This is a genomic window from Actinomycetota bacterium (assembly GCA_041658625.1).
Taxonomy (GTDB): Bacteria; Actinomycetota; JAHEXW01; order JAHEXW01; family JAHEXW01; genus JBAZZW01.
In genome coordinates this window covers 553,592-570,827 of the sequence record JBAZZW010000001.1, presented here as the reverse complement: position 1 = coordinate 570,827, position 17,236 = coordinate 553,592, and the positions used below count along the sequence as shown (strand labels likewise).

The 17,236-nt window shown below is 50.6% G+C and carries 31 protein-coding genes; 7 read left to right on the top strand and 24 right to left on the bottom strand.

Features of this window, described 5'->3' with window-relative positions:
• Nucleotides 1–30 precede the first annotated feature (30 nt).
• From WC891_02895 to WC891_02790, 22 genes are all read right to left on the bottom strand, one after another.
• Nucleotides 31–228 (bottom strand): hypothetical protein, encoded by a 198-nt coding sequence (locus tag WC891_02895; protein MFA5866894.1) that lies wholly within the window; start codon nucleotides 226–228, stop codon nucleotides 31–33.
• Nucleotides 229–232: 4 nt separating this feature from the next.
• Nucleotides 233–787, bottom strand: a complete 555-nt coding sequence (locus tag WC891_02890; GenBank protein ID MFA5866893.1) for a hypothetical protein — start codon at nucleotides 785–787, stop codon at nucleotides 233–235.
• A 142-nt stretch (nucleotides 788–929) separates the two neighbouring features.
• Nucleotides 930–1,094, bottom strand: a complete 165-nt coding sequence (locus WC891_02885) for a hypothetical protein (protein MFA5866892.1) — start codon at nucleotides 1,092–1,094, stop codon at nucleotides 930–932.
• Between the two features lie 44 nt (nucleotides 1,095–1,138).
• Nucleotides 1,139–1,441, bottom strand: coding sequence for a hypothetical protein (locus tag WC891_02880; GenBank protein ID MFA5866891.1), 303 nt, complete (start codon nucleotides 1,439–1,441; stop codon nucleotides 1,139–1,141).
• On the bottom strand, nucleotides 1,438–1,704 hold the full coding sequence (locus WC891_02875; GenBank protein MFA5866890.1) for a hypothetical protein: 267 nt from the start codon (nucleotides 1,702–1,704) through the stop codon (nucleotides 1,438–1,440). The genes WC891_02880 and WC891_02875 overlap by 4 nt, the downstream gene beginning before the upstream one ends.
• Nucleotides 1,701–2,030, bottom strand: coding sequence for a hypothetical protein (locus WC891_02870; protein MFA5866889.1), 330 nt, complete (start codon nucleotides 2,028–2,030; stop codon nucleotides 1,701–1,703). The genes WC891_02875 and WC891_02870 overlap by 4 nt, the downstream gene beginning before the upstream one ends.
• Nucleotides 2,014–2,274: a hypothetical protein gene (locus WC891_02865; GenBank protein ID MFA5866888.1), complete on the bottom strand. Its 261-nt coding sequence runs from the start codon at nucleotides 2,272–2,274 to the stop codon at nucleotides 2,014–2,016. Before WC891_02865 ends, WC891_02870 begins: the two co-directional genes overlap by 17 nt.
• Complete coding sequence (locus WC891_02860; protein MFA5866887.1) at nucleotides 2,271–2,636, bottom strand: hypothetical protein; 366 nt, start codon at nucleotides 2,634–2,636, stop codon at nucleotides 2,271–2,273. The genes WC891_02865 and WC891_02860 overlap by 4 nt, the downstream gene beginning before the upstream one ends.
• On the bottom strand, nucleotides 2,633–2,872 hold the full coding sequence (locus tag WC891_02855) for a hypothetical protein (GenBank protein MFA5866886.1): 240 nt from the start codon (nucleotides 2,870–2,872) through the stop codon (nucleotides 2,633–2,635). Before WC891_02855 ends, WC891_02860 begins: the two co-directional genes overlap by 4 nt.
• Nucleotides 2,873–3,099: 227 nt before the next feature.
• A complete protein-coding gene (locus WC891_02850) occupies nucleotides 3,100–3,777 on the bottom strand; it encodes a DUF5131 family protein (protein MFA5866885.1) in 678 nt (225 codons plus the stop codon).
• On the bottom strand, nucleotides 3,774–4,109 hold the full coding sequence (locus WC891_02845) for a hypothetical protein (protein ID MFA5866884.1): 336 nt from the start codon (nucleotides 4,107–4,109) through the stop codon (nucleotides 3,774–3,776). Before WC891_02845 ends, WC891_02850 begins: the two co-directional genes overlap by 4 nt.
• On the bottom strand, nucleotides 4,106–4,756 hold the full coding sequence (locus WC891_02840; protein MFA5866883.1) for a hypothetical protein: 651 nt from the start codon (nucleotides 4,754–4,756) through the stop codon (nucleotides 4,106–4,108). Before WC891_02840 ends, WC891_02845 begins: the two co-directional genes overlap by 4 nt.
• Nucleotides 4,753–4,980, bottom strand: a complete 228-nt coding sequence (locus tag WC891_02835) for a hypothetical protein (protein MFA5866882.1) — start codon at nucleotides 4,978–4,980, stop codon at nucleotides 4,753–4,755. The genes WC891_02840 and WC891_02835 overlap by 4 nt, the downstream gene beginning before the upstream one ends.
• Before the next feature lie 2 nt (nucleotides 4,981–4,982).
• Complete coding sequence (locus tag WC891_02830) at nucleotides 4,983–6,323, bottom strand: ParB/RepB/Spo0J family partition protein (GenBank protein ID MFA5866881.1); 1,341 nt, start codon at nucleotides 6,321–6,323, stop codon at nucleotides 4,983–4,985.
• Nucleotides 6,320–6,862 carry a putative immunity protein gene (locus WC891_02825; GenBank protein MFA5866880.1) on the bottom strand — a complete coding sequence of 181 codons (543 nt, stop codon included), beginning with the start codon at nucleotides 6,860–6,862 and terminating at the stop codon, nucleotides 6,320–6,322. The genes WC891_02830 and WC891_02825 overlap by 4 nt, the downstream gene beginning before the upstream one ends.
• Nucleotides 6,859–7,122, bottom strand: a complete 264-nt coding sequence (locus WC891_02820; protein MFA5866879.1) for a hypothetical protein — start codon at nucleotides 7,120–7,122, stop codon at nucleotides 6,859–6,861. The genes WC891_02825 and WC891_02820 overlap by 4 nt, the downstream gene beginning before the upstream one ends.
• Nucleotides 7,119–7,859 (bottom strand): ATP-binding protein, encoded by a 741-nt coding sequence (locus tag WC891_02815; protein MFA5866878.1) that lies wholly within the window; start codon nucleotides 7,857–7,859, stop codon nucleotides 7,119–7,121. The genes WC891_02820 and WC891_02815 overlap by 4 nt, the downstream gene beginning before the upstream one ends.
• Nucleotides 7,831–8,622, bottom strand: coding sequence for a DUF1376 domain-containing protein (locus tag WC891_02810; GenBank protein ID MFA5866877.1), 792 nt, complete (start codon nucleotides 8,620–8,622; stop codon nucleotides 7,831–7,833). Before WC891_02810 ends, WC891_02815 begins: the two co-directional genes overlap by 29 nt.
• Nucleotides 8,615–9,073, bottom strand: a complete 459-nt coding sequence (locus tag WC891_02805; GenBank protein MFA5866876.1) for a hypothetical protein — start codon at nucleotides 9,071–9,073, stop codon at nucleotides 8,615–8,617. The genes WC891_02810 and WC891_02805 overlap by 8 nt, the downstream gene beginning before the upstream one ends.
• Nucleotides 9,070–9,930, bottom strand: a complete 861-nt coding sequence (locus WC891_02800; protein MFA5866875.1) for a hypothetical protein — start codon at nucleotides 9,928–9,930, stop codon at nucleotides 9,070–9,072. The genes WC891_02805 and WC891_02800 overlap by 4 nt, the downstream gene beginning before the upstream one ends.
• A 138-nt stretch (nucleotides 9,931–10,068) precedes the next feature.
• Complete coding sequence (locus tag WC891_02795; protein ID MFA5866874.1) at nucleotides 10,069–10,314, bottom strand: hypothetical protein; 246 nt, start codon at nucleotides 10,312–10,314, stop codon at nucleotides 10,069–10,071.
• Between the two features lie 215 nt (nucleotides 10,315–10,529).
• Nucleotides 10,530–10,772, bottom strand: a complete 243-nt coding sequence (locus WC891_02790; GenBank protein MFA5866873.1) for a helix-turn-helix transcriptional regulator — start codon at nucleotides 10,770–10,772, stop codon at nucleotides 10,530–10,532.
• A 464-nt stretch (nucleotides 10,773–11,236) separates the two neighbouring features.
• Between WC891_02790 and WC891_02785 the strand changes: the two genes are divergently transcribed.
• The 5 genes from WC891_02785 (at nucleotide 11,237) to WC891_02765 (ending at nucleotide 13,061) form a co-directional block, all read left to right on the top strand.
• The gene (locus WC891_02785) at nucleotides 11,237–11,560 is read left to right on the top strand and encodes a helix-turn-helix transcriptional regulator (GenBank protein MFA5866872.1); all 324 of its coding nucleotides are present in this window, start codon (nucleotides 11,237–11,239) and stop codon (nucleotides 11,558–11,560) included.
• A 49-nt stretch (nucleotides 11,561–11,609) separates the two neighbouring features.
• Nucleotides 11,610–12,116 carry a DUF4352 domain-containing protein gene (locus WC891_02780; protein ID MFA5866871.1) on the top strand — a complete coding sequence of 169 codons (507 nt, stop codon included), beginning with the start codon at nucleotides 11,610–11,612 and terminating at the stop codon, nucleotides 12,114–12,116.
• A gap of 81 nt (nucleotides 12,117–12,197) precedes the next feature.
• Nucleotides 12,198–12,371, top strand: coding sequence for a hypothetical protein (locus WC891_02775; GenBank protein MFA5866870.1), 174 nt, complete (start codon nucleotides 12,198–12,200; stop codon nucleotides 12,369–12,371).
• A 130-nt stretch (nucleotides 12,372–12,501) separates the two neighbouring features.
• Nucleotides 12,502–12,831 carry a hypothetical protein gene (locus tag WC891_02770; GenBank protein MFA5866869.1) on the top strand — a complete coding sequence of 110 codons (330 nt, stop codon included), beginning with the start codon at nucleotides 12,502–12,504 and terminating at the stop codon, nucleotides 12,829–12,831.
• Nucleotides 12,831–13,061, top strand: coding sequence for a type II toxin-antitoxin system HicA family toxin (locus WC891_02765; GenBank protein MFA5866868.1), 231 nt, complete (start codon nucleotides 12,831–12,833; stop codon nucleotides 13,059–13,061). Before WC891_02770 ends, WC891_02765 begins: the two co-directional genes overlap by 1 nt.
• On the opposite strand, the gene WC891_02760 is transcribed toward WC891_02765, so the two are convergent.
• A complete protein-coding gene (locus WC891_02760) occupies nucleotides 13,044–14,231 on the bottom strand; it encodes a site-specific integrase (GenBank protein MFA5866867.1) in 1,188 nt (395 codons plus the stop codon). The genes WC891_02765 and WC891_02760 overlap by 18 nt on opposite strands.
• Nucleotides 14,232–14,773: 542 nt before the next feature.
• Here WC891_02760 and WC891_02755 point away from each other — a divergent pair.
• Nucleotides 14,774–15,280: a DUF922 domain-containing protein gene (locus WC891_02755; GenBank protein ID MFA5866866.1), complete on the top strand. Its 507-nt coding sequence runs from the start codon at nucleotides 14,774–14,776 to the stop codon at nucleotides 15,278–15,280.
• A 266-nt stretch (nucleotides 15,281–15,546) separates the two neighbouring features.
• On the top strand, nucleotides 15,547–16,014 hold the full coding sequence (locus tag WC891_02750) for a GyrI-like domain-containing protein (GenBank protein MFA5866865.1): 468 nt from the start codon (nucleotides 15,547–15,549) through the stop codon (nucleotides 16,012–16,014).
• Here the strand turns inward: WC891_02750 and WC891_02745 are convergent, their stop codons facing one another.
• Nucleotides 16,015–17,103, bottom strand: a complete 1,089-nt coding sequence (locus WC891_02745) for a DNRLRE domain-containing protein (GenBank protein ID MFA5866864.1) — start codon at nucleotides 17,101–17,103, stop codon at nucleotides 16,015–16,017.
• Nucleotides 17,104–17,236 lie beyond the last annotated feature (133 nt).

Here is a 17,236-nt window from a genome sequence, read left to right as displayed (position 1 = left end):
GGTATTACTGTCAATCGGTTCTTGTAGCTCTTACTTCCTCGTCCGTTCCGTACTCTTACTGACCTCTCCCCGATATGCCCTGAAAGTCAGCGAGTCAAATCCTCTGTCCGCTCCGCCCTCTTTGACCTCTTCCAGCCATTCACAGAGTTCCTTGAGGGCGGGGCCCGGTACTGTCATGATCACTTTCTCAAGGCGTTGACGTATCATTTCGGGGAGTCGGTCGGTCATACTTTCAGCCCTCCTTTCGTTGTCCTGATGCTGATCGTCCTCCAATCGGGAATCTACCAAACAAAAGCCCGCGCCAACCTTTATTCCGTGCTGGCTTAACCTCGGCTGGATTTACCTCAATCAGCTTCTTTTTTTCATAGCTGCCGCAATCGTTGTGCTTATTTGCGATTTCAGGAATTAGGTAGGTAGGCTTCTTGCTCCTGTATGTGCTGATATGCCCGTTTGCTTTTGTGCAAGGCGGGGTGAAGTAGCCGCCGGGGCCAAACCAATACCGGCAGTCTTCGCAATAAACGGATTCTACCCCGGCAATTGCTTTTTGGATTTTTGCCAAGGAGGCATCAAGGGCGCTCGTGTCGGCGATTATCTTGACAATAACGTCGGTATGGGACGGCGCCTTGCTAAACGTCTTGTCAATCCATTCCTCGAACGTAATATCCCCCTCCGGCCACTCGCCTTTTTTAATCTGGCCGGCTTTAAGTACATCAAAAACCTTCCAGGCATAAGGTTCGTCGATTTTAATGATGAAGTAGTTCCTGCCTGGTTTCATCTGCTTTAGCATTATCGTTTCCTCCCATGTTTCTTATTCTGCCGTTCCCGTTTTCTTGCCGCTTTAACGTCATCCCGATACTTATATGGTTTGCTTCCAGGATGATTGGTCCGTATTGCCCGGGTAACCGAAGAATTAAAGAATTTTAGCCAGCTCATTCCTCTTCACCATGTCCCAATATCGTTCCTTCCATTTCAACCAGAACGTTGCCGGTCCCGCCTATCAGATCCCGCCGGAGTTGCCGCCTCTTTTGCCGCGGCCATCCTGTTTTGACCAGAAAGCGATCGAACTCTTTCCAGTCCCGCTTAATCCTATTCATCAGACGCTTAGTTTTTCGCTGAGCCCAAAACTCCGATAGACGCTTCACTCCCCGCCCTCCAAGCTCATATGCCGCCAGTTGATGTTGGCGATCCAATGTCCGAGAATCGGCCCGTGCAAGCTGATATGTGTCACACGCCGGCTCATGGGCTGTTTGGTTTCGGTATCGATCAGGTTGATCGTCACCGGCTGATCGTCCGCAATGATCGATTGCAGGCCCCTAAGTCGGGATGCTTCAAAATCGGTGACGAGCCGAATGGTGTTAGGCGCCAAGCCGGTGATGTGGTCTAAGGCGTTCCCGTGTTCTACTTTGCCCTCTATCATGGCCTTTTCTACATCGATGATCATTTAGGTACCTCCTCGTCTTTGCTGAACTTCCCGCCATTGTAGGTTTCAACAGCGACCGGCGGATGCGTCTGACCCCACACCCATAATGCGACAACGCCCCTGAACAGAACGCTTAACCGCTCACGCCACGATAATTGCCAAACGGAAATGTAGACATTCCCGCCATGTGCGCTTTCAGCACATCCGCAAGGCAGTTCACCGCAGCCCGCCCCAACAAGCGTTTTATCTGCCTTGTACTCCTTATATTCCTTAACTGGTATCACTTCGCGCCTCCCATGATCTCTTCCTGCCTTTTGCTTATCCGTGCCTGTTCGGCCACGATGAAGTCCAATACGATCTTGTCGATCTCGCGGTTCTTCTCATCTAGGGTGATCTTGTTTTTCAGTATTTCGAACTGCGTATCCCGCATGTCCAGTTCTTCCTTTTGGGCCTTTTTGAGCTTGGCTATCGTATTCTCGCGGGCCCGGATCGTTGCACGTAAATCCTTGACGAGGAGGGCATTAGAGAGGAGCGCATTCACGGCTACGAATGTCACGCCAGCGAACACGATTATGATGACAATCCGGATCATCCTAAGAGTAGGAGTCATTTGTCACTCCAAACGTGAATAAAATCTGTCCTGTGCTATTCATAGGAATCGGATTTGTTTTGTAGAAAATACCCCGATGAGTTAGTCCGACGAAACAACCATCTTCATATATTGCCTCTACCCCAAACATTAAATCGGAACTATCAAGAATCTTAGCCTCGCAATTTTCCGTCCAAAGAATAAGAAAACCAGGACGCTGCTCAATCAGATATATCTCGATAACGTTAGGGAATGCGATGGTCATCTCGGCTTAGCCTCCTCTTTGGAATCCCCGAGGAATTCGACCAGCTTTTCAATAACCGGCTTAAATGCCTTAGCCCATTCTGAACAGAAGACCGTCCATGCCTTGTTGAGTCGCTTAACAGCATCCAGATAAGAGCCCTCAAGCACGAATACCGGCTCCTTCACCCCGTGCCCGCAACAGGCGCTCGACAGGCCGTTTACATGACCGATACAAGCGTCATGCCCTTCGGGGGTCGGCAACCTCCCACACCTTTTGCAGGGGCGTTCTATCGAAGTCGGCTCGTCGGTGTCTTGATACCGCCATGTTTCCGTCTGTTCGTCGTAATATGTCGGGTGTCCGCGGTGATGGCTAGTGGCTGTCATTCGCCCAACGTCCAGCACATCAGTTCTCCGGCATATACGCTTTCGTCCCCAACTTCGCCATTGTATATCTTGACCTTGCGCTTTCCCCAAATATCTTCATTCGGCCAAAACTCAAAATCATAGTTTCGGGCGAGCTCGATAGCCTTCTTAAGGGTTCTTGCTTGACACGTAGGGACAAAGCACGAGCCGCCGTCTTCGCTAAAATAGACTTCCTCAATCGGGTTTGGCCGTACCATCTAAACCACCAGCCCGTTATAATAAAGCGGGAATTTGTCCTTGTTTCCAGCAAGCCCCAGGGGCGTACTCTTTTGGACTTGCCGCGCCCACTCAACGGCTTCCTCGAAAGTGTCAAAACGCTCAACTCTTCTCGCTCTTGCGCGATCACTCCGACATAGAACCAGTACAAACGCATCGTAATAACATGTTTTTACAAACCTTATTTCAAGACGATTGGCCGGTAGCATCAGACCACCAGCCCATACTCTTCAAGGAACGGCCGGACGTTTTTCTTCCACAGGATGTTCGGGTGTCCGGTGGCGATGACGCTTTCCAGCCAGGCCTTTTCGGGCTTGATGATCTTTTTGGGGTCGCCTGTCATGGCGCCGACAATAAGGAGGTCAAAAGCCTCAAGCCATTCCACCCTATCAACCAGTCCAAGTAGCGGTTCTAATGAAACGAAAGCATTGACGCCGCTTGTCGCTTCCCATAGCTCCTGCGCTCGGTAGGCATCGTCGTTGTTTGTTATCGTCGTACCTAGCCGACAGTTATCGGAAAAATCAAACAACTTATATCGCCCTGGATTCTTCGTCAGGAACATGTAGGTGTGACGAGGAGTCGCATGACAAGCGGCCAGGGTCGCGTCTATATGAGCCTTCGGCGTTTCGGCGTGGAACAGGTCCCCCATGCTCTGTACGAATATCGTCCGGGGTTTCCGCCAATGGGCTGGTTTCTCAAGCTGCTCCTGATGCCAATGAGGGATGAACTGATGGCATAGCTCACAGCCCCTTAGGTTCCTGGCGGCGAACTCGCGAGCGTAGCAATACGAGCAGGGCCGAGGAGTTTCCTTATAGCCGCCCGGCCCATAGCAACCCCAGCCGAGGGGATTTATTGTTTCGTCACACCATTCAATCTTAGTGCTCATGCGACTGCCGCCTCGATAAACTCAACGTGAAGATGGCAGTCCACGCATTTGAGCATCGCCGAGCCGTCCAGATAGGGGACTATTTGAGTCCGCCGATGCAGGCAGACGTCAACCCCGTTCTCGCTGAGTTCGTCGAATGATATCTCCGCATGACATTTCGGACATTCATAGTCAACGATGTTATTCTTGGTTATTTCGATATCCCAGGAATCGTAGTCGGTAATCTCGCCCGTCTCGACGTTGAACGTCCCGCCGATCATGCCCTCGACTTCGATTTGTATGTCGAGTTCTTTCAGGCGAGCCGAGCATTTAGGACAGGTTAGGCTGCTCATACGCCCCTCGCCTCCGCCTCGTTGTAGAAACTCGACACAGCCCGCATCCAGTCATCCGGCGGCACGCAGTAAGACGTTGCCGAGTAGATATCGCCCTGGGCCAAGCGCGGGTATTCGTTAGCGATCGCGCGGACGTATGAGTCTATAAGCGCCTCCGGAGACGATTCGTCCAATCTCCCGGACCAACCGAACAGGGCCCAGGCGGCCGCGATCCCATTAGCCCGGCCGAACGTGCTCTCCTTGCCGGCAATTGCCAGGATTACCGCCGGCTTGACGCCGTGCTTTTTGCAGGCGCGGTATATGGGCCCGGCGTAATCGGCGAGCGGCGAACTGTATGAAGCCAGGTAGTCTCTGATGGCCTCGATCCGGCCGACCTCTTCCCGGTACCTTGCGTTCTCCTGCTGAAGCTGGTCTATCGTCATCTGCTTTTTCTTGTTGTCTTCCTCGAGTTTTTGCTGTTCGCCCTCGCTCTTCTTGAGCACCTTGTCGAACTTCTGCTCGAGACGTTTCAGCCGGCTGATGTTGTCGGCCTCTGCTGCTTTATCGATTGCCGCCTTCGCATAGGTCATACCTAAAAAAACGATGATGAACACGATGATTGCCAACCAAATAAGCCAATTTGGACCTCTTAAAGGATTTCTTCTCATGAGACCGCCTCCGTTTTGAAATGAACAACGGTATATGTCGGACAACCTTCGTAGAAAACCTTGGTTACTTTGAGCCGCGCGAATCCCTTACTGGCAAACCCCGTATGCGCGATTATCGTATCGCCCTGCTTGCCCTGCCATATCTCGTTGAGCGTGATTTTGTCCAGGCTTTCATCCAGCATCGCTTGCCTTTCTTCTTCGGTAAAACGAAGGTGTCTTATCATGGCTAATCCCTCGGATCCTCGTCAGATTCTGCGATCGCTGCCTCTTCTGCTATCCGCTCTTGAGCTGCCGCGATAAGTCTCTGCTCACAATCAGCCACCGTGTAGCCCGTGTCGATTAAGAACATGTAATAGGAAACAAGACCTCCCAGCTCGTCTTGTCCCTTCCAGGACGGGAACCCATCCGGAAGATAAGAAGCGTTGCCGTCGACGTATGCATCCGCTCCGAGAATGGCTAAAACAAACAGCTTTTGCAGGGAATTCGGTGCAGAAATACCTAGCGAGGCAAGCGATTCATCAATTTGACCATAACTTTCAGCCGGCTCGATACCGTCCTGCCATACCACACTGGCGATAAAATCAAGAATGGTTCCCTCGAGTTTCTCCGTTTTCCCGATTAGCTCTTTCAGATGCTCAACGCGCACAACTTCAGCTGCTTTAAAAGCTGCCTTATGCTCTTCGCGCGCTTTATTCTCCGCAATCTGCTCAGGCGTAGGCTTGTATTCTTTCTCAACACAACCATGAACTTCGGGTGTCGTACACCAATACTCGACACTCGCGTCGTAAGGACTGACATAGGCGATGTGCCCGGGACATGACGCGTGTTCTTCCGGAGTCATGGGCTTGTCGTCAACTTCCATAAAAGAAAGCCTCTTGGCCCCGGTTATGTAGCTTTCCTTAGAGATTTTGACACCGGCGGCCGTCAGCTCATCTATGGTTTCTTGGACATTGATCTTCATGTCCCGAGAAAACCTAAGCTGGCTCAAAAAGTGCTTGAAGCTGTCACTGCCGGCCATGCCTACGAGCTTTTTGTAGGTCTTTTTGTCGTCCTGGAATTCGACGAGCGCGGCGGCCTCTTCGATCGTGACTTGCTGCCCCTTAAGGTCCTCGTAAAGCTTGTCGGCCGCCGGCGCGACGATCCTGGCAAGTTCAATGAGCGCTTGGTCACGTCCGGTGAACGTAGCCACGGCCTTTACGTCGATGCCTAAATCAAGCATCGTCTGAAATCCACGGCACTCTTCAAGGGCTGTAAAGTCTTCGCGGACCGTATTCTCTGCCATAAGCCTGGATACTTGCCCGGCACGGTCAAGAGTATCGAACACAAGCGACGGTATGGTCTCGTGTGAGTTGTTTTTCGCGGCCTGCAATCTCCTATGGCCGGCGACGAGTTGATAACGATCGCCATTCTTGACCGTGACGATCGGTACCATAACCCCAAGCTCCTTAACGCTCCTTGTAAGCGTTGGGATGCCTATATTGCCGGTCCGCGGCTGGTCCGGATTCGGGTCTATCTTGTCTACCGGTATTAGGTCGAAGCCTGCTATATCTTCTTTTTTCTTGGTCATTCTGAGCCTCCCAATAAACTTATTCCGTACTCGATGATTTGCTTTCGGAGTTTTGACCGAGCATAAGCATAAGCATAAGCAGCAGCATAATCAGCAGCATAAGCAGCATAAGCAGCAGCATAAGCAGCATAAGCAGCATAAGCAGCAGCAGCATAAGCAGCATAAGCAGCAGCAGCATCAGCAGCATAAGCAGCATAAGCAGCATAAGCAGCATAAGCAGCATAAGCAGCATTTTTGTTTTTTGCTGTTGGAGAGTTTATATATATTTTGGCCGCCTCTATCGCATCTCTCGGCCGGCTGTCGTTCGGATATTTCTTTTCGTAAATCTCAATAACCTGCTCCGCGGCGAACACTGCATACTGAACTTTTTGTTTCTTGTTCATCAATCTAACGATCGTCCAGTTCGCCCAATCAAAATGATTCTCAACCACCAGCTTTTTGATCACTTTGATGCTGTCGGTTTCTGTCTGAGTGAAGAACCACCTCACGCCCTCTGGACAAGCGTTGTATTCCTTTAGCCAGGCCTTCGTTATTTTCATTCCACTGCTCCCTTTTCTTTGAGGGCCGCCATCTTGCATAATTCCAGGAGTTCATTAGCAAAATCTGCGGCGTCCTTCCATGTCAGATCTAAATCAATCGCGGAATCCCGCGCCAAACCGAACGTGCGTATCGTTACTTTCCCCGGTCGTTTGCCAACATCGGCGTGAATCGTTCCGTTGCGGGTGTGATAGCCCATGATTGAACCAATCGGGGCAACAGAGTTTCCTATATAGCGCTCGGTAATCGCCTTTTCAATCACTGCTTTTGCTCCTTTAAATTCCGTCGGTCCGGCCCATCGATTTGAATGATCCGACTCATGCCGGCAATCCTTGAGACGATCCTTTCATCGCCGATACGCTCTTCGAGGTCATCAAGATCCAGGTTCGAAGTAAAAACCGTAGGCATCAGGTTGCGCTCCCTGTATGCGATGACGACGTATAACGCCTGACGGACCCAATCGGTCACTTTCTCGATTCCGATATCATCAAGGATGAGGACCCGGGCTTCTTTGAGCGGTCGTATGGCTTCCTCTTCGCCTTTTATCCTGAGCTCGCTGCGTAGATGTAAAAGCAGATCCGGGACCGGCCAGAAATCAGCGTCGTTGATTAGCTCCCGATAGATAGCCACGGCCAGATATGTCTTCCCGCGGCCGGCGAGCCCATAGAAGAAAAGGGATCCGGCCGGCGCCGCGACAAATTCCTTGGATATCTCGAGCATCCGCCGATGTTTTGCCGTTAGGGGCTTGAAAGAATCGAATGATGCGGCAACGTATTTCAATCCGCACTTGTTGACGACTGTGTTCTTGATCCGTAGCTCATCAGCGCGTCTTTGCTCTTGCTGAAGTTGCTCTTCCAATTTCTCTTCGTAAGCCTTTTGACAACCCGGACAACGCGGCTCTTCCGGTATCTTCGGTTTCCCAAAAAGGACGATTACCTTGGCGTTGAATTCCTTGTGGCAGTCGACGCACTCACTCTTCAAGGTGCTTGTACTTACCATTTCCACTTGGTTTTGTCTTAGCCCCATGGTGACCTCCTTTCTTACCCTTGGCATCCTTATGTTTACCGCCTTTCTTCCGTCTCTCGATAATCGATTTGACGTATGCGAGATTCCGGCCTTCATGCAGCGCAGCTTCCGAGACTGCATGATTGATCCATTCAAGAGGTACCCCGGCCTTAAGTTCTTGATTGATCCAATCAGTGATAAGAGGCGAGGTTAAACCTATTTCGGCCTGCCAGAGATCACAGGCGGCCTTGAAATCGGGGTGTAATTCACCAGTAGTAGTAGCAGCAGTACTTAAAGAAGGTGTAGCTGTAGTGCATTCCGGAAGCATTGCCCCCGCATTGCTTCCGCTTTCCGTCCGCATTGCTTCCGCTTTCCGTCCGCATTGCTTCCGCTTTCCGTCCGCATTGCTTCCGCTTTCCCAACGCTTAGCTGACGCATTTTTAGCCTGGTCACGGCGTGCCTCTTGATGCGCGGCTTCTCGTATCAATCTCTTTTGTTTCCAACGCTTCAACTCATCGTCATAGACAAAAGCAGCCATTACGTTAGCTTTAATTCGTTTCCAGTCCGATAATCTGAGTCTCGCTATACGTGCCAGGCGTGAATCGTCGTCCGGGAGCGTTCCCGTAGGCTTCTCTTCCCATGCGGCACAGATTAAAAAGATGTAGGCGCCGGCTTCTGTCGTCGACATAGCCATAACGTTAGGATCTCCGACAAAATCAGCTGGGTAGAATTGGAAGGCGGGGGAGGAATTAGCCATTGGCGGCCTTTCTATATAAAGAGATCTGTTCCTGCAGGGGTTCTTCTATGGGCTTCTCCTCTTCGGCTTTCTTCCGGAGGTAGTCGACCCTGGCACGCTCGACGTTGTCTTTAAGATGCCGGGCCTTGGTCTCTATCGCCCGGGCATAGGAAATATCCGTGTGGTAGGCCTCATCAAAGGCCGCTGGATCGTCTTCGGGGTTAAACCACCAGTAGCCACCATTGGTACCGCTCGAGGATGAACAGATAGGACATCCGTAATCGATAATGAGCGCGGCGACTGTCTCCCGGGCCTTCCGGACATCGCTGTCTCGAACCCTACCGTCTTCGTCGGTGCCTAAAACGGCGATAGTTAGCGCCTTCTTGCTTTTGGTATTCTCCCGGCCGAATGCATAGGTTCTCAGATGAGCCCGGACGGCATACAGTAGATCCTGATTTATCGCCCGACTCACGAGGCTTCCCTTAATAGGTATTCTTGGTACTGGTTACAAAACGGCGCCGCAAAGCAGAATTCCTCACACCGGATCCGTTCACTCGGGCGCTCTTCGATCCGATATGTCTTGCCGGCGACGACTTTCAGATACTTCCGGTCGACGCAGAACTTCCGCTCGAGCCATTTAAGGGCTTCATCCTTTGACGGAGCGACCTTATCCGCCCGAGACCGACCGCTCTTGATGACAGCGTAACTCATGGGCTTAGCCCACATCTCGAGGTCCGTACAGAGCGGCAGGGCGTCATCGGGGATATCGGCCGCCTCTTCATGTAGCCGGCAGCGCTCAAGCATATAATCGAGAGTCTTTTCTTTGGACCATAGTGCGATCTGTTTATTGACGAATCCCGATTGCGGATAATCCGGGTCGTACTTCGCGCGACGCCACATCCAGTCGCGTAAGAGCGCATTGATCTCCGCAGTGAGGATGTCGAAGCCTTCTTGCTCCATTAGATAGGCGTACATGCTGCATTGCGCGTCCCATTCGTACTTCTCGCCGAGCATGAAGGACCAGACGCTCGTGTCTTTCCAGTCGATGATGTTCGTTTCTTCCGTCCGGTCGATCTTGCCGGTCACTATAAGCCCGTTTGGAAGGATGAGGTAGGATCGGTATTCATGGAGGGCGTTAATCTGATCGCCGCCCTCGAGGATCATATGTGTTAATTTTCCGCGGACCAGATATAGCATTCTCCGGGCATCGACAACAATCTCATCGTCGTGCCGGATCTGTAATTGCCGGCGCCGCGGGCTCATAATGAGCTCCGTGCATGAATAGTCGGCTTTCCCTTTGTCGTACTCGTCATTCAGGATGATTGACATAAGCGGGGCTGGATAGCCTAACTCATTCGTGATTTTCAGTGTCGTCTCCTGATCTAATACATTGACTTGCTAGACAGCAGTTCTGTTTCTCACTTAGATAAGGACACCCGAGACATGAAGGGCCGGTGTCCGATGCCATCAAACCTCGCCTTGTTTACGGTCTGGGAATTCCCCGTCGTACCACTCCATGAATTCAAGCCACCAGTAGATGTAATCTATCCGCTCTAAGATGGCTAACTCTCGGCCCATACGGAAACGATCTTGAGCCCGCTCTATTTCCTTGTCCGTTAGGATCATCCCAGCGCTTAGATTCAAGGCGCGTTCCGCCTTAGCCGTCGGCCAGGGACCGCGTGTGTTTTCCTTTTCGTAATCATAAGGAGCCATCTACAACCCGCCTCTCTTCCAGCCATTGGTCTAAATCCTTGACAAGATATCCGATGCGCCGGGCCCCGAGTTTCAGATGCGGCGGGGCCGGTGTCCTTCCGGGAAGATTGCCGTCGCACCGCGCTTGAGCAAGCCAGGATTTTGACATACAGATGTATATAGCGGCGTCTCTTTCGCATAGGACGGCGGGAGGGCCTACGGGGCCGATTTCAGGATTAGCGGGCATCGGTTTTAACCTCCTCATTGCGCTCGATTTTGAAAATATCATCGAAGGGAACACCTAAAACATGGATAATCTTTTTGGCCGTTTTGCTTGTTGTCCCGCGCAGGCCATTCTCAAGAAGTTGAACCTGGCCTCTCCCGAGCCCGATTTCCCGAGCCAGTTCTACTTTGTTGAAACCCGCTCGGCACCTCGCATCAGCAAACTCGGGTTTAGCAACAATTCGTTCACGCGGCATTAGTTACCCCTTCTTTTTTTGAGTGAATAGGTCCGCTTCTTGAGCAGAGAAATACCGGAGCGCGATATTCGTAACATTAAATAGAGAGTCGATCGGCTCGCGCAAAAGAAGCGATAGTGAACAAGCGAGCGGAAAGCCTGGCATCCGCTGTCCGGATATGAGCTGTGACCAATGACTCGGAGTTATAGCGACTAGTTCACATAAGTCACTGACCGAATACTCTCTTTTAAGCCTGGCTTTCTCTAGATTGTTCGTTTCATGTAAACTCATAGTCACAAGATAGTATACGGAGAGTTATATGTCAAGAAATATTTAAAGAATTTATGTAAGATAGTAATGCAGGTCACAATGCATCTACAACAAATCTAACCTGTTGGCGGTTAAATACTTTCTGTTAACTTTAAGTTAAAGGCGCGGCCGCTCGCTCGCTTTACTGTGGGTATAACTCTATGTATACTATTGCTGTGACATACGAGACCGTAGGACAAGCGCTGCAAAGAATAAGAGAAGAACTCGGTTTTTCGCGAACCGATGTTGAGCGTCTAAGTAATAAGGAATTCCGGATACCGATATTGGCTCTCTACGAAAGAGACATGCGCAACATCAGCGTTGGCCGGCTTCTGAAGCTATGTGAGTTTTACGGAATCGATGTTTGTGATGTTTTATCGCCTTCAAAAGAAGCCGTTAGTCTACGCGGACTAAATGGTCCGGACAAAGAGATTGTTAAACAAACCGTTGCGAGCTTCCGTCGAAAAAACAATCCTGAGAAGAAATCTCACGCTTCTTGATTGTAGTTGTTGGCATAAGGGTTTAAGGGAGTAACAAAAAGGGGGCAGAATGAAGAAGATCGTCATGGTACTAGGATGCATCGGATTGCTGGCAGGGCTTATGCTTGCCTGCTCTAGTGATCCGGCGACAAAGGTCGGCACAACAGGGACGTCGACCACTCCAGCCAAACCGACGACATTTAAAGTCGGGGATCAAATCAAGCTGGGCGATAGGGTACTTACTGTTGAGGCTCCTGTACGAAACGTGACTGATCCCGATGGCTACCTTAATCCCGATGAAGGCAAAGAATGGGTCACAATCGCTGTGACAATAGAGAACAAAGGCAGTGAAGCCGTCTCTTTTAATCCATACGATTTCAAAATGCAGGATTCGAGCGGCACGCGATTAAATATAGCTTTCGTCCCGAGCGTCCAAAATCAACTACATTCTGGCGAAGTCGCCCCCGGAGGAAAGACTGCCGGCGTCCTCCCATTTCAAGTTCCCGCCAGCGATACTGGACTAAAGCTCGTCTTCAAGCCATTTTGGGGAAGCGAAACGCTTATAACGCTTCAGTAATAATCGTCTCGCATTGACCGCCAGCCAACAGCAGGAGATCGTCGACTACCTAGAGACGCTTGTTAAATAAAGGAGAATCATATGATAAAAAAGGTAGATAGTGGCCAGCTGAGATATATATTTGAGCTGGCAAATAAGGTTGACGGTTGTGTCCATGCAGGAATTGAACTAGGCACAAAAGGCAGCTTGAATCCTGATTTGTGTATCCTGCTCGACGAGATACAGAAACTAGAGAAGATCGTCAATAAAGGTTAAGGTTTTACCAGACGTGCCCGCCCGCAAAATCATTGACAAAAGAGTATACTTAGATATATAGTGTGCTTCCTAAAGCATACGGATAGATAAGTCGATATTCCTGTTGAAGGACGAAAGGGAGGGCAGTGATATGTCGGCGAAATACGATGACCAAATCTTCATCTCAGGTCTAGTATTCAAAGAAGGCAATCAGTGGACTTCGCTTTGCCTACAATACGATGTCTCCTCGCAGGGCGAGAACCCGCTCATTGCTATTGAAAACAACATCGAGGCCGCACACGCCTATCTTGACGCATGTTATGACGAAGGCAAAAGCCTTGAAGATTGCTGGCGGCCGGCGCCAATCTCATACTGGTGTACTTTCTCATGGCTTACTCTTCGCGATATGGTCCGGAGACGCAAGCTACAGACCGTTGATAAAGAAAAGACATTTAGGGCGCCCCTGGCATTCGCTGCCTAATGGGCACACCCAGTATTTCATCAGCCGACTTTATCCGCGTTCTAACCTCTTTGGGCTTCAAGGAAAAAAGGCAAACCAGTAGCCACAAGCAATTCACACATCATAGTCCGCCCCGTCTTGTGACCGTGCAGTATCCCATTAAGGATGTCACCCCGGGTAATTTGTCCTGTATGTTACGCCAGGCAGGGCTGACAAAGAAAGAGTTTCTTAAACTACTCGGATCTATTTAGCCTAACCAACCTGGCCACAGCCTCTGCCTTGACCTCTGGTGATAGGTGAGCGTACCTAAGCGTCATCTTGATATCGCCGTGCCCGAGTAGTTCCCGGACCGTATTCAGATCTACGCCAGCCATGACTAGCCTGCTGGCGAAGTGGTGTCTCATGTCATGCCAGCGGAAATCTTTGATGCCGGCCGCCCTCAAGGCGCCACGCCAAGCAGTCCGCATATCGCCGTCAAAGACGAAGGATCCTTTAGAATATGGCCGCCAGTCCTCGAGAGCCCCAAGCGCTTCCGTATTCAACGGAACGTGCCTTGTCTGACCGCTCTTGGCGCCGGATCCACGGACCGTAAGCATCGCCCGATCGCTATCTATGTCGCTCCATTTGAGATTCAGGAGCTCGCCACGGCGTAACCCCGTATTCAGACTGACGATGACCGCCGGCTTGAGTCCGTCATAATGGTCATCCAGCGCAGGCAGCGTATTATATCCCCGCACCCGTCGCCATTCGTTAGCGCTCTCGCGGCCGCGCCTTGCTTCGCCCTCGCGATCGACGAGCGCGGCCCTCAGTCGCTTCTCTTCGTCTTCCGACAAGTACCGGATATTTACGGACCGGTCGACCTTAAGCGCCTTGACGGAAGCCAAAGGATTGGCCGGGATGATATCCCATTCGACCGCCCGATTCAGCGCGGCCTTGAGCGTACCGACGGCTCTATTCGCCGAAGAAGGTTTTATCTTTTTCAAGCGGACCGTCCGCCATCGCTCGATCGAGAGCGCCGAGATCTCCGACAGACGCTTATTCCCGAACTCCGGGATGAAGTTCGACCGAAGGCAATCCAGGGTCGTCATACTTCTGAAATGACTAGACACCCAGGGCGCGTACGTATGTTCGATATAAGCGGCCAAACGCGGCTCCTGGTCGTTTTTCTTGGGCCGAGGGTCGATGCCCCGCGCCACGTCTGAAAGAACCTCACGGGCCCGCTCTCGCGCTTGGGCGGGCGCTAAAACACCGACTCTGCCTATTGTCATTCGACGGTTCCGGTGATACTGTACGACGTACACCATCCGTCCGGTCGGTTGTACGCGGACGATGAAACCGGTGACTCGAGAATCCCTGACTTCATAGGGTTTGGCCGCCGGCTTAAGACTGGAAATAAGGGTGTTCCCGATAATCGCTCGCACGTGACTCCAAGATTTAAATGCATATTAAGTGCAAAACGATTGTAAACTGGCGGGGCTCATTGTGCAACGTTGGGCGAGCAGAAGTGTGCTAACGGCTCGTCAAGCCACTTATCCGTCCGATTAAAACCAAAGAAGATTCCCGTCATTACCGATATTTAATATCTGATAAGGGTGAGGTCGGTGGTTCGAGTCCACCTGGGCCCACCAGCTTCCTTAGAAAACGCGGGCGTTTTCAAAGAAGCGGAGATTAGAAATTGGAGAGTCGAGAGTAGATTTCTAATCGGTCTAATCTCGATTTTCTAATCTCGCGCTTCATTACGTTGCCTGGATATTGCCGCGAGGCCAGCCTTGGTGAAGACGGGCTACCCAATCATCTGCTACGTGTATATGATTATGCTATGCATAGTCTTCCTTCTCACCGGGCCACTCTCTTCCTAATTGCCTGTCTGGCTCTAACGTCCCTTAGCTGTAGCGCGTCGGCCACACTAAATCGTCAAACACAAACCAAACAAGCCGACAGCGGCTTCAATAAGCCGCTCATTATGGACGAAGTTCGCGAAGACATACACGTCGAATACTACGACATCCGCGGGACGACGGCGGAAGAGCTTTTCCAACAAATGTCGGAATTGGGACCGAGAGATAGCGATGGTAATTGGTTTGCCAAGGCCAACTGGGCAATTGATTGGGCTTACCCGATTCCTAAAGGCGATAGTTGTGAGCCGGTTCAAGTCATCGCTTGGATTCAGTACATTTTTCCTCGATGGGTTGACAAGAACGAAGCCCCGGCTGAGCTGCAAGCCAGGTGGGATGCCTACGAGCTGCGGCTTAAGAGGCATGAAGAGCATCACAAAGACATTGTCGTGAAATACGGCCAGCAGTTTATCGCCGAGATTAGGAAGATAGACGATTACAGCTCCTGTAAAGAACTCGAGGAGCGAATCGGCGCCATTCACGCCCAGGGCATTATCATAAATGCTTGTACCCAAGAACAGTTACAGTATGACCAGGACACTAATCATGGTGCGGCCGAAGGCCTGATTTTGTAACCGCTGACCTTAGAGCGCAGAGAGACTTTCTTTGGCTTCTGCCATTCTCAACACCTCCTTACGTTGGTCTTGAGTTAGTATCCGAGTTTATCTTCGGACTTGACTGTTATGCCTCCATTACGGTTTGTTAAATTTGGATTAAGCTGAAAAAACCTTGAAGATTCTTCTTGACTCTACCCTTAGGGCAGACCCTAGTATTACAATTGAGAGCACTTCAGACACCCTAATTACGCAAGGAGATTATCGATAGTAAAAAGGAGGCCGTCATGACAGCTCAAAACGGAAGTTTCGAGGTCGAGGAGAAGAATCTGGAGACGATGCTCGTCGCCGGAATCCGGTATAAAGGCCGGTATGACGAGGTCGGAGAGAAGCTCGGCGCCGTCATGAGGGTTGCGGGACGCAATATGGCCGGCAACCCGATGAACCTTTATTTTGACGAAGATTATAAAGAGACTGACGCCGATATTGAAACATGCATCCCGGTCAGAAAAGGCGAGGACAAGGGCGACGTCAAGGTGCACGAACTTCCCGGCGGCAAGGGGGTTTCATTGATACATAAAGGCCCGTACGAGACTTTGTCGCGGAGCTACGAAAAGATCTCAAACTACGTAAAAGAGAATGGGTATAAGGTCCAGCTGCCTACGCGTGAGATTTATGTAAAAGGGCCGGGGATGATCCTTAAGGGCAACCCGGACAACTACCTCACCGAAATCCAAATGCTGATTGCGGAATAATTAGGACTTATTGCGGTTGCGGATGTAGAGGAAGACAAGGATACCCGCAAGGATTAGAACTAGCAGACTAAGTACGCCGATGGCGACCCAGAACAAAACATGACTTTTCTCTTCGGGTTTTTTCGTTTCAGCCGGGATTATCTCTTTTACCGTCCGGAAAGTATAATCCTTGGAGACCACCTGGTGTCCGTCTGCGTTCGTGCTTTTTACCCGGAAGTGATATGTCTTATCTGTTTTAAGCTCGATTAACTGGACAGAGTGAGTCTTTAGCTTATCGTCTTTTCCGGAAGTCTTACCGTATGCAGTCGTCTCGCCATATTCGACGTAACTGTTTGAATCAGCGTCGGTCGTCCACGTTATGTACGCGGAACTCGTCTTGATTCTATCGGCTTTGACCTTTGTAATTTGAGATCCCGTAGCTTGGGCGCTTGATGTCGGCGTCGGTTCCGTCGAACCGGCCGGTGTCTCTGATGTTGATGGAGAAGTTATCCCTGTTTCTGATTCAGGGGCAGCCGGGATTGTATAGTTGACCACCAGCGCTGGCCAAATATCCGAACCTTCATTATCGCTACTGGGTAATGTCCACATGAACCGGACGGTATTCTTCATAAATCTAGGAAGACCTACCTTGATACCGTTGTTTGGATACTCAGCATTTACCCAACCTTGGACGAGGCCTGTCAAGTCGAAGGTCTGCCATGAGGCCGTAGCTGCCGTGAAGGCGGTTTCTACAACAGGACTTGAACTCACACTTGGTTGATTATTATAAGTCAAAGGCGTTGGCCAAGGTTCGGTACATCTGTAAACCGGAATCATAAGATTGGAGGCATCGCGACCCAAAACATATAGACGCAATGTAGCGCTGTCGATTGTTGAACCCACAGGAACGCTAGACAAATCAAAGTGTATAAAGAAAGAGTGTCTTTCACCCTCTGGTGTATGGAACAAATACAGCATCGGATAATCGTCATATTGAGTATTAGGGTGAATACTTATAACAGGGACGTCAGCCGATGGATTTAAGGAAACTGTCTCGGCGGCTGCGGGCGCTACGGAGAGGAGAGAGAAGAGCGCAACCAGTACAATCATCGTGAAGAAACGACTTAGCATCTTCATACCTAACTTATATTCTTATGCCGGATTTAAGTCAACCAAAACGCTTGATTAAACCGCCTGTTATGCCGACAATTGACTTGCGAATAATCACAAGCTAAGGAGGCAC

Bases quoted from the DNA above. Each gene is read 5' to 3' on its own strand.
- WC891_02895 (MFA5866894.1), bottom strand. From the start codon at position 228: ATGACCGACCGACTCCCCGAAATGATACGTCAACGCCTTGAGAAAGTG.
- WC891_02890 (MFA5866893.1), bottom strand. From the start codon at position 787: ATGCTAAAGCAGATGAAACCAGGCAGGAACTACTTCATCATTAAAATC.
- WC891_02885 (MFA5866892.1), bottom strand. From the start codon at position 1,094: ATGAATAGGATTAAGCGGGACTGGAAAGAGTTCGATCGCTTTCTGGTC.
- WC891_02880 (MFA5866891.1), bottom strand. From the start codon at position 1,441: ATGATCATCGATGTAGAAAAGGCCATGATAGAGGGCAAAGTAGAACAC.
- WC891_02870 (MFA5866889.1), bottom strand. From the start codon at position 2,030: ATGACTCCTACTCTTAGGATGATCCGGATTGTCATCATAATCGTGTTC.
- WC891_02865 (MFA5866888.1), bottom strand. From the start codon at position 2,274: ATGACCATCGCATTCCCTAACGTTATCGAGATATATCTGATTGAGCAG.
- WC891_02860 (MFA5866887.1), bottom strand. From the start codon at position 2,636: ATGACAGCCACTAGCCATCACCGCGGACACCCGACATATTACGACGAA.
- WC891_02855 (MFA5866886.1), bottom strand. From the start codon at position 2,872: ATGGTACGGCCAAACCCGATTGAGGAAGTCTATTTTAGCGAAGACGGC.
- WC891_02850 (MFA5866885.1), bottom strand. From the start codon at position 3,777: ATGAGCACTAAGATTGAATGGTGTGACGAAACAATAAATCCCCTCGGC.
- WC891_02845 (MFA5866884.1), bottom strand. From the start codon at position 4,109: ATGAGCAGCCTAACCTGTCCTAAATGCTCGGCTCGCCTGAAAGAACTC.
- WC891_02840 (MFA5866883.1), bottom strand. From the start codon at position 4,756: ATGAGAAGAAATCCTTTAAGAGGTCCAAATTGGCTTATTTGGTTGGCA.
- WC891_02835 (MFA5866882.1), bottom strand. From the start codon at position 4,980: ATGATAAGACACCTTCGTTTTACCGAAGAAGAAAGGCAAGCGATGCTG.
- WC891_02830 (MFA5866881.1), bottom strand. From the start codon at position 6,323: ATGACCAAGAAAAAAGAAGATATAGCAGGCTTCGACCTAATACCGGTA.
- WC891_02825 (MFA5866880.1), bottom strand. From the start codon at position 6,862: ATGAAAATAACGAAGGCCTGGCTAAAGGAATACAACGCTTGTCCAGAG.
- WC891_02815 (MFA5866878.1), bottom strand. From the start codon at position 7,859: ATGGTAAGTACAAGCACCTTGAAGAGTGAGTGCGTCGACTGCCACAAG.
- WC891_02810 (MFA5866877.1), bottom strand. From the start codon at position 8,622: ATGGCTAATTCCTCCCCCGCCTTCCAATTCTACCCAGCTGATTTTGTC.
- WC891_02800 (MFA5866875.1), bottom strand. From the start codon at position 9,930: ATGTCAATCATCCTGAATGACGAGTACGACAAAGGGAAAGCCGACTAT.
- WC891_02795 (MFA5866874.1), bottom strand. From the start codon at position 10,314: ATGGCTCCTTATGATTACGAAAAGGAAAACACACGCGGTCCCTGGCCG.
- WC891_02790 (MFA5866873.1), bottom strand. From the start codon at position 10,772: ATGCCGCGTGAACGAATTGTTGCTAAACCCGAGTTTGCTGATGCGAGG.
- WC891_02780 (MFA5866871.1), top strand. From the start codon at position 11,610: ATGAAGAAGATCGTCATGGTACTAGGATGCATCGGATTGCTGGCAGGG.
- WC891_02775 (MFA5866870.1), top strand. From the start codon at position 12,198: ATGATAAAAAAGGTAGATAGTGGCCAGCTGAGATATATATTTGAGCTG.
- WC891_02770 (MFA5866869.1), top strand. From the start codon at position 12,502: ATGTCGGCGAAATACGATGACCAAATCTTCATCTCAGGTCTAGTATTC.
- WC891_02765 (MFA5866868.1), top strand. From the start codon at position 12,831: ATGGGCACACCCAGTATTTCATCAGCCGACTTTATCCGCGTTCTAACC.
- WC891_02755 (MFA5866866.1), top strand. From the start codon at position 14,774: ATGGACGAAGTTCGCGAAGACATACACGTCGAATACTACGACATCCGC.
- WC891_02750 (MFA5866865.1), top strand. From the start codon at position 15,547: ATGACAGCTCAAAACGGAAGTTTCGAGGTCGAGGAGAAGAATCTGGAG.
- WC891_02745 (MFA5866864.1), bottom strand. From the start codon at position 17,103: ATGATTGTACTGGTTGCGCTCTTCTCTCTCCTCTCCGTAGCGCCCGCA.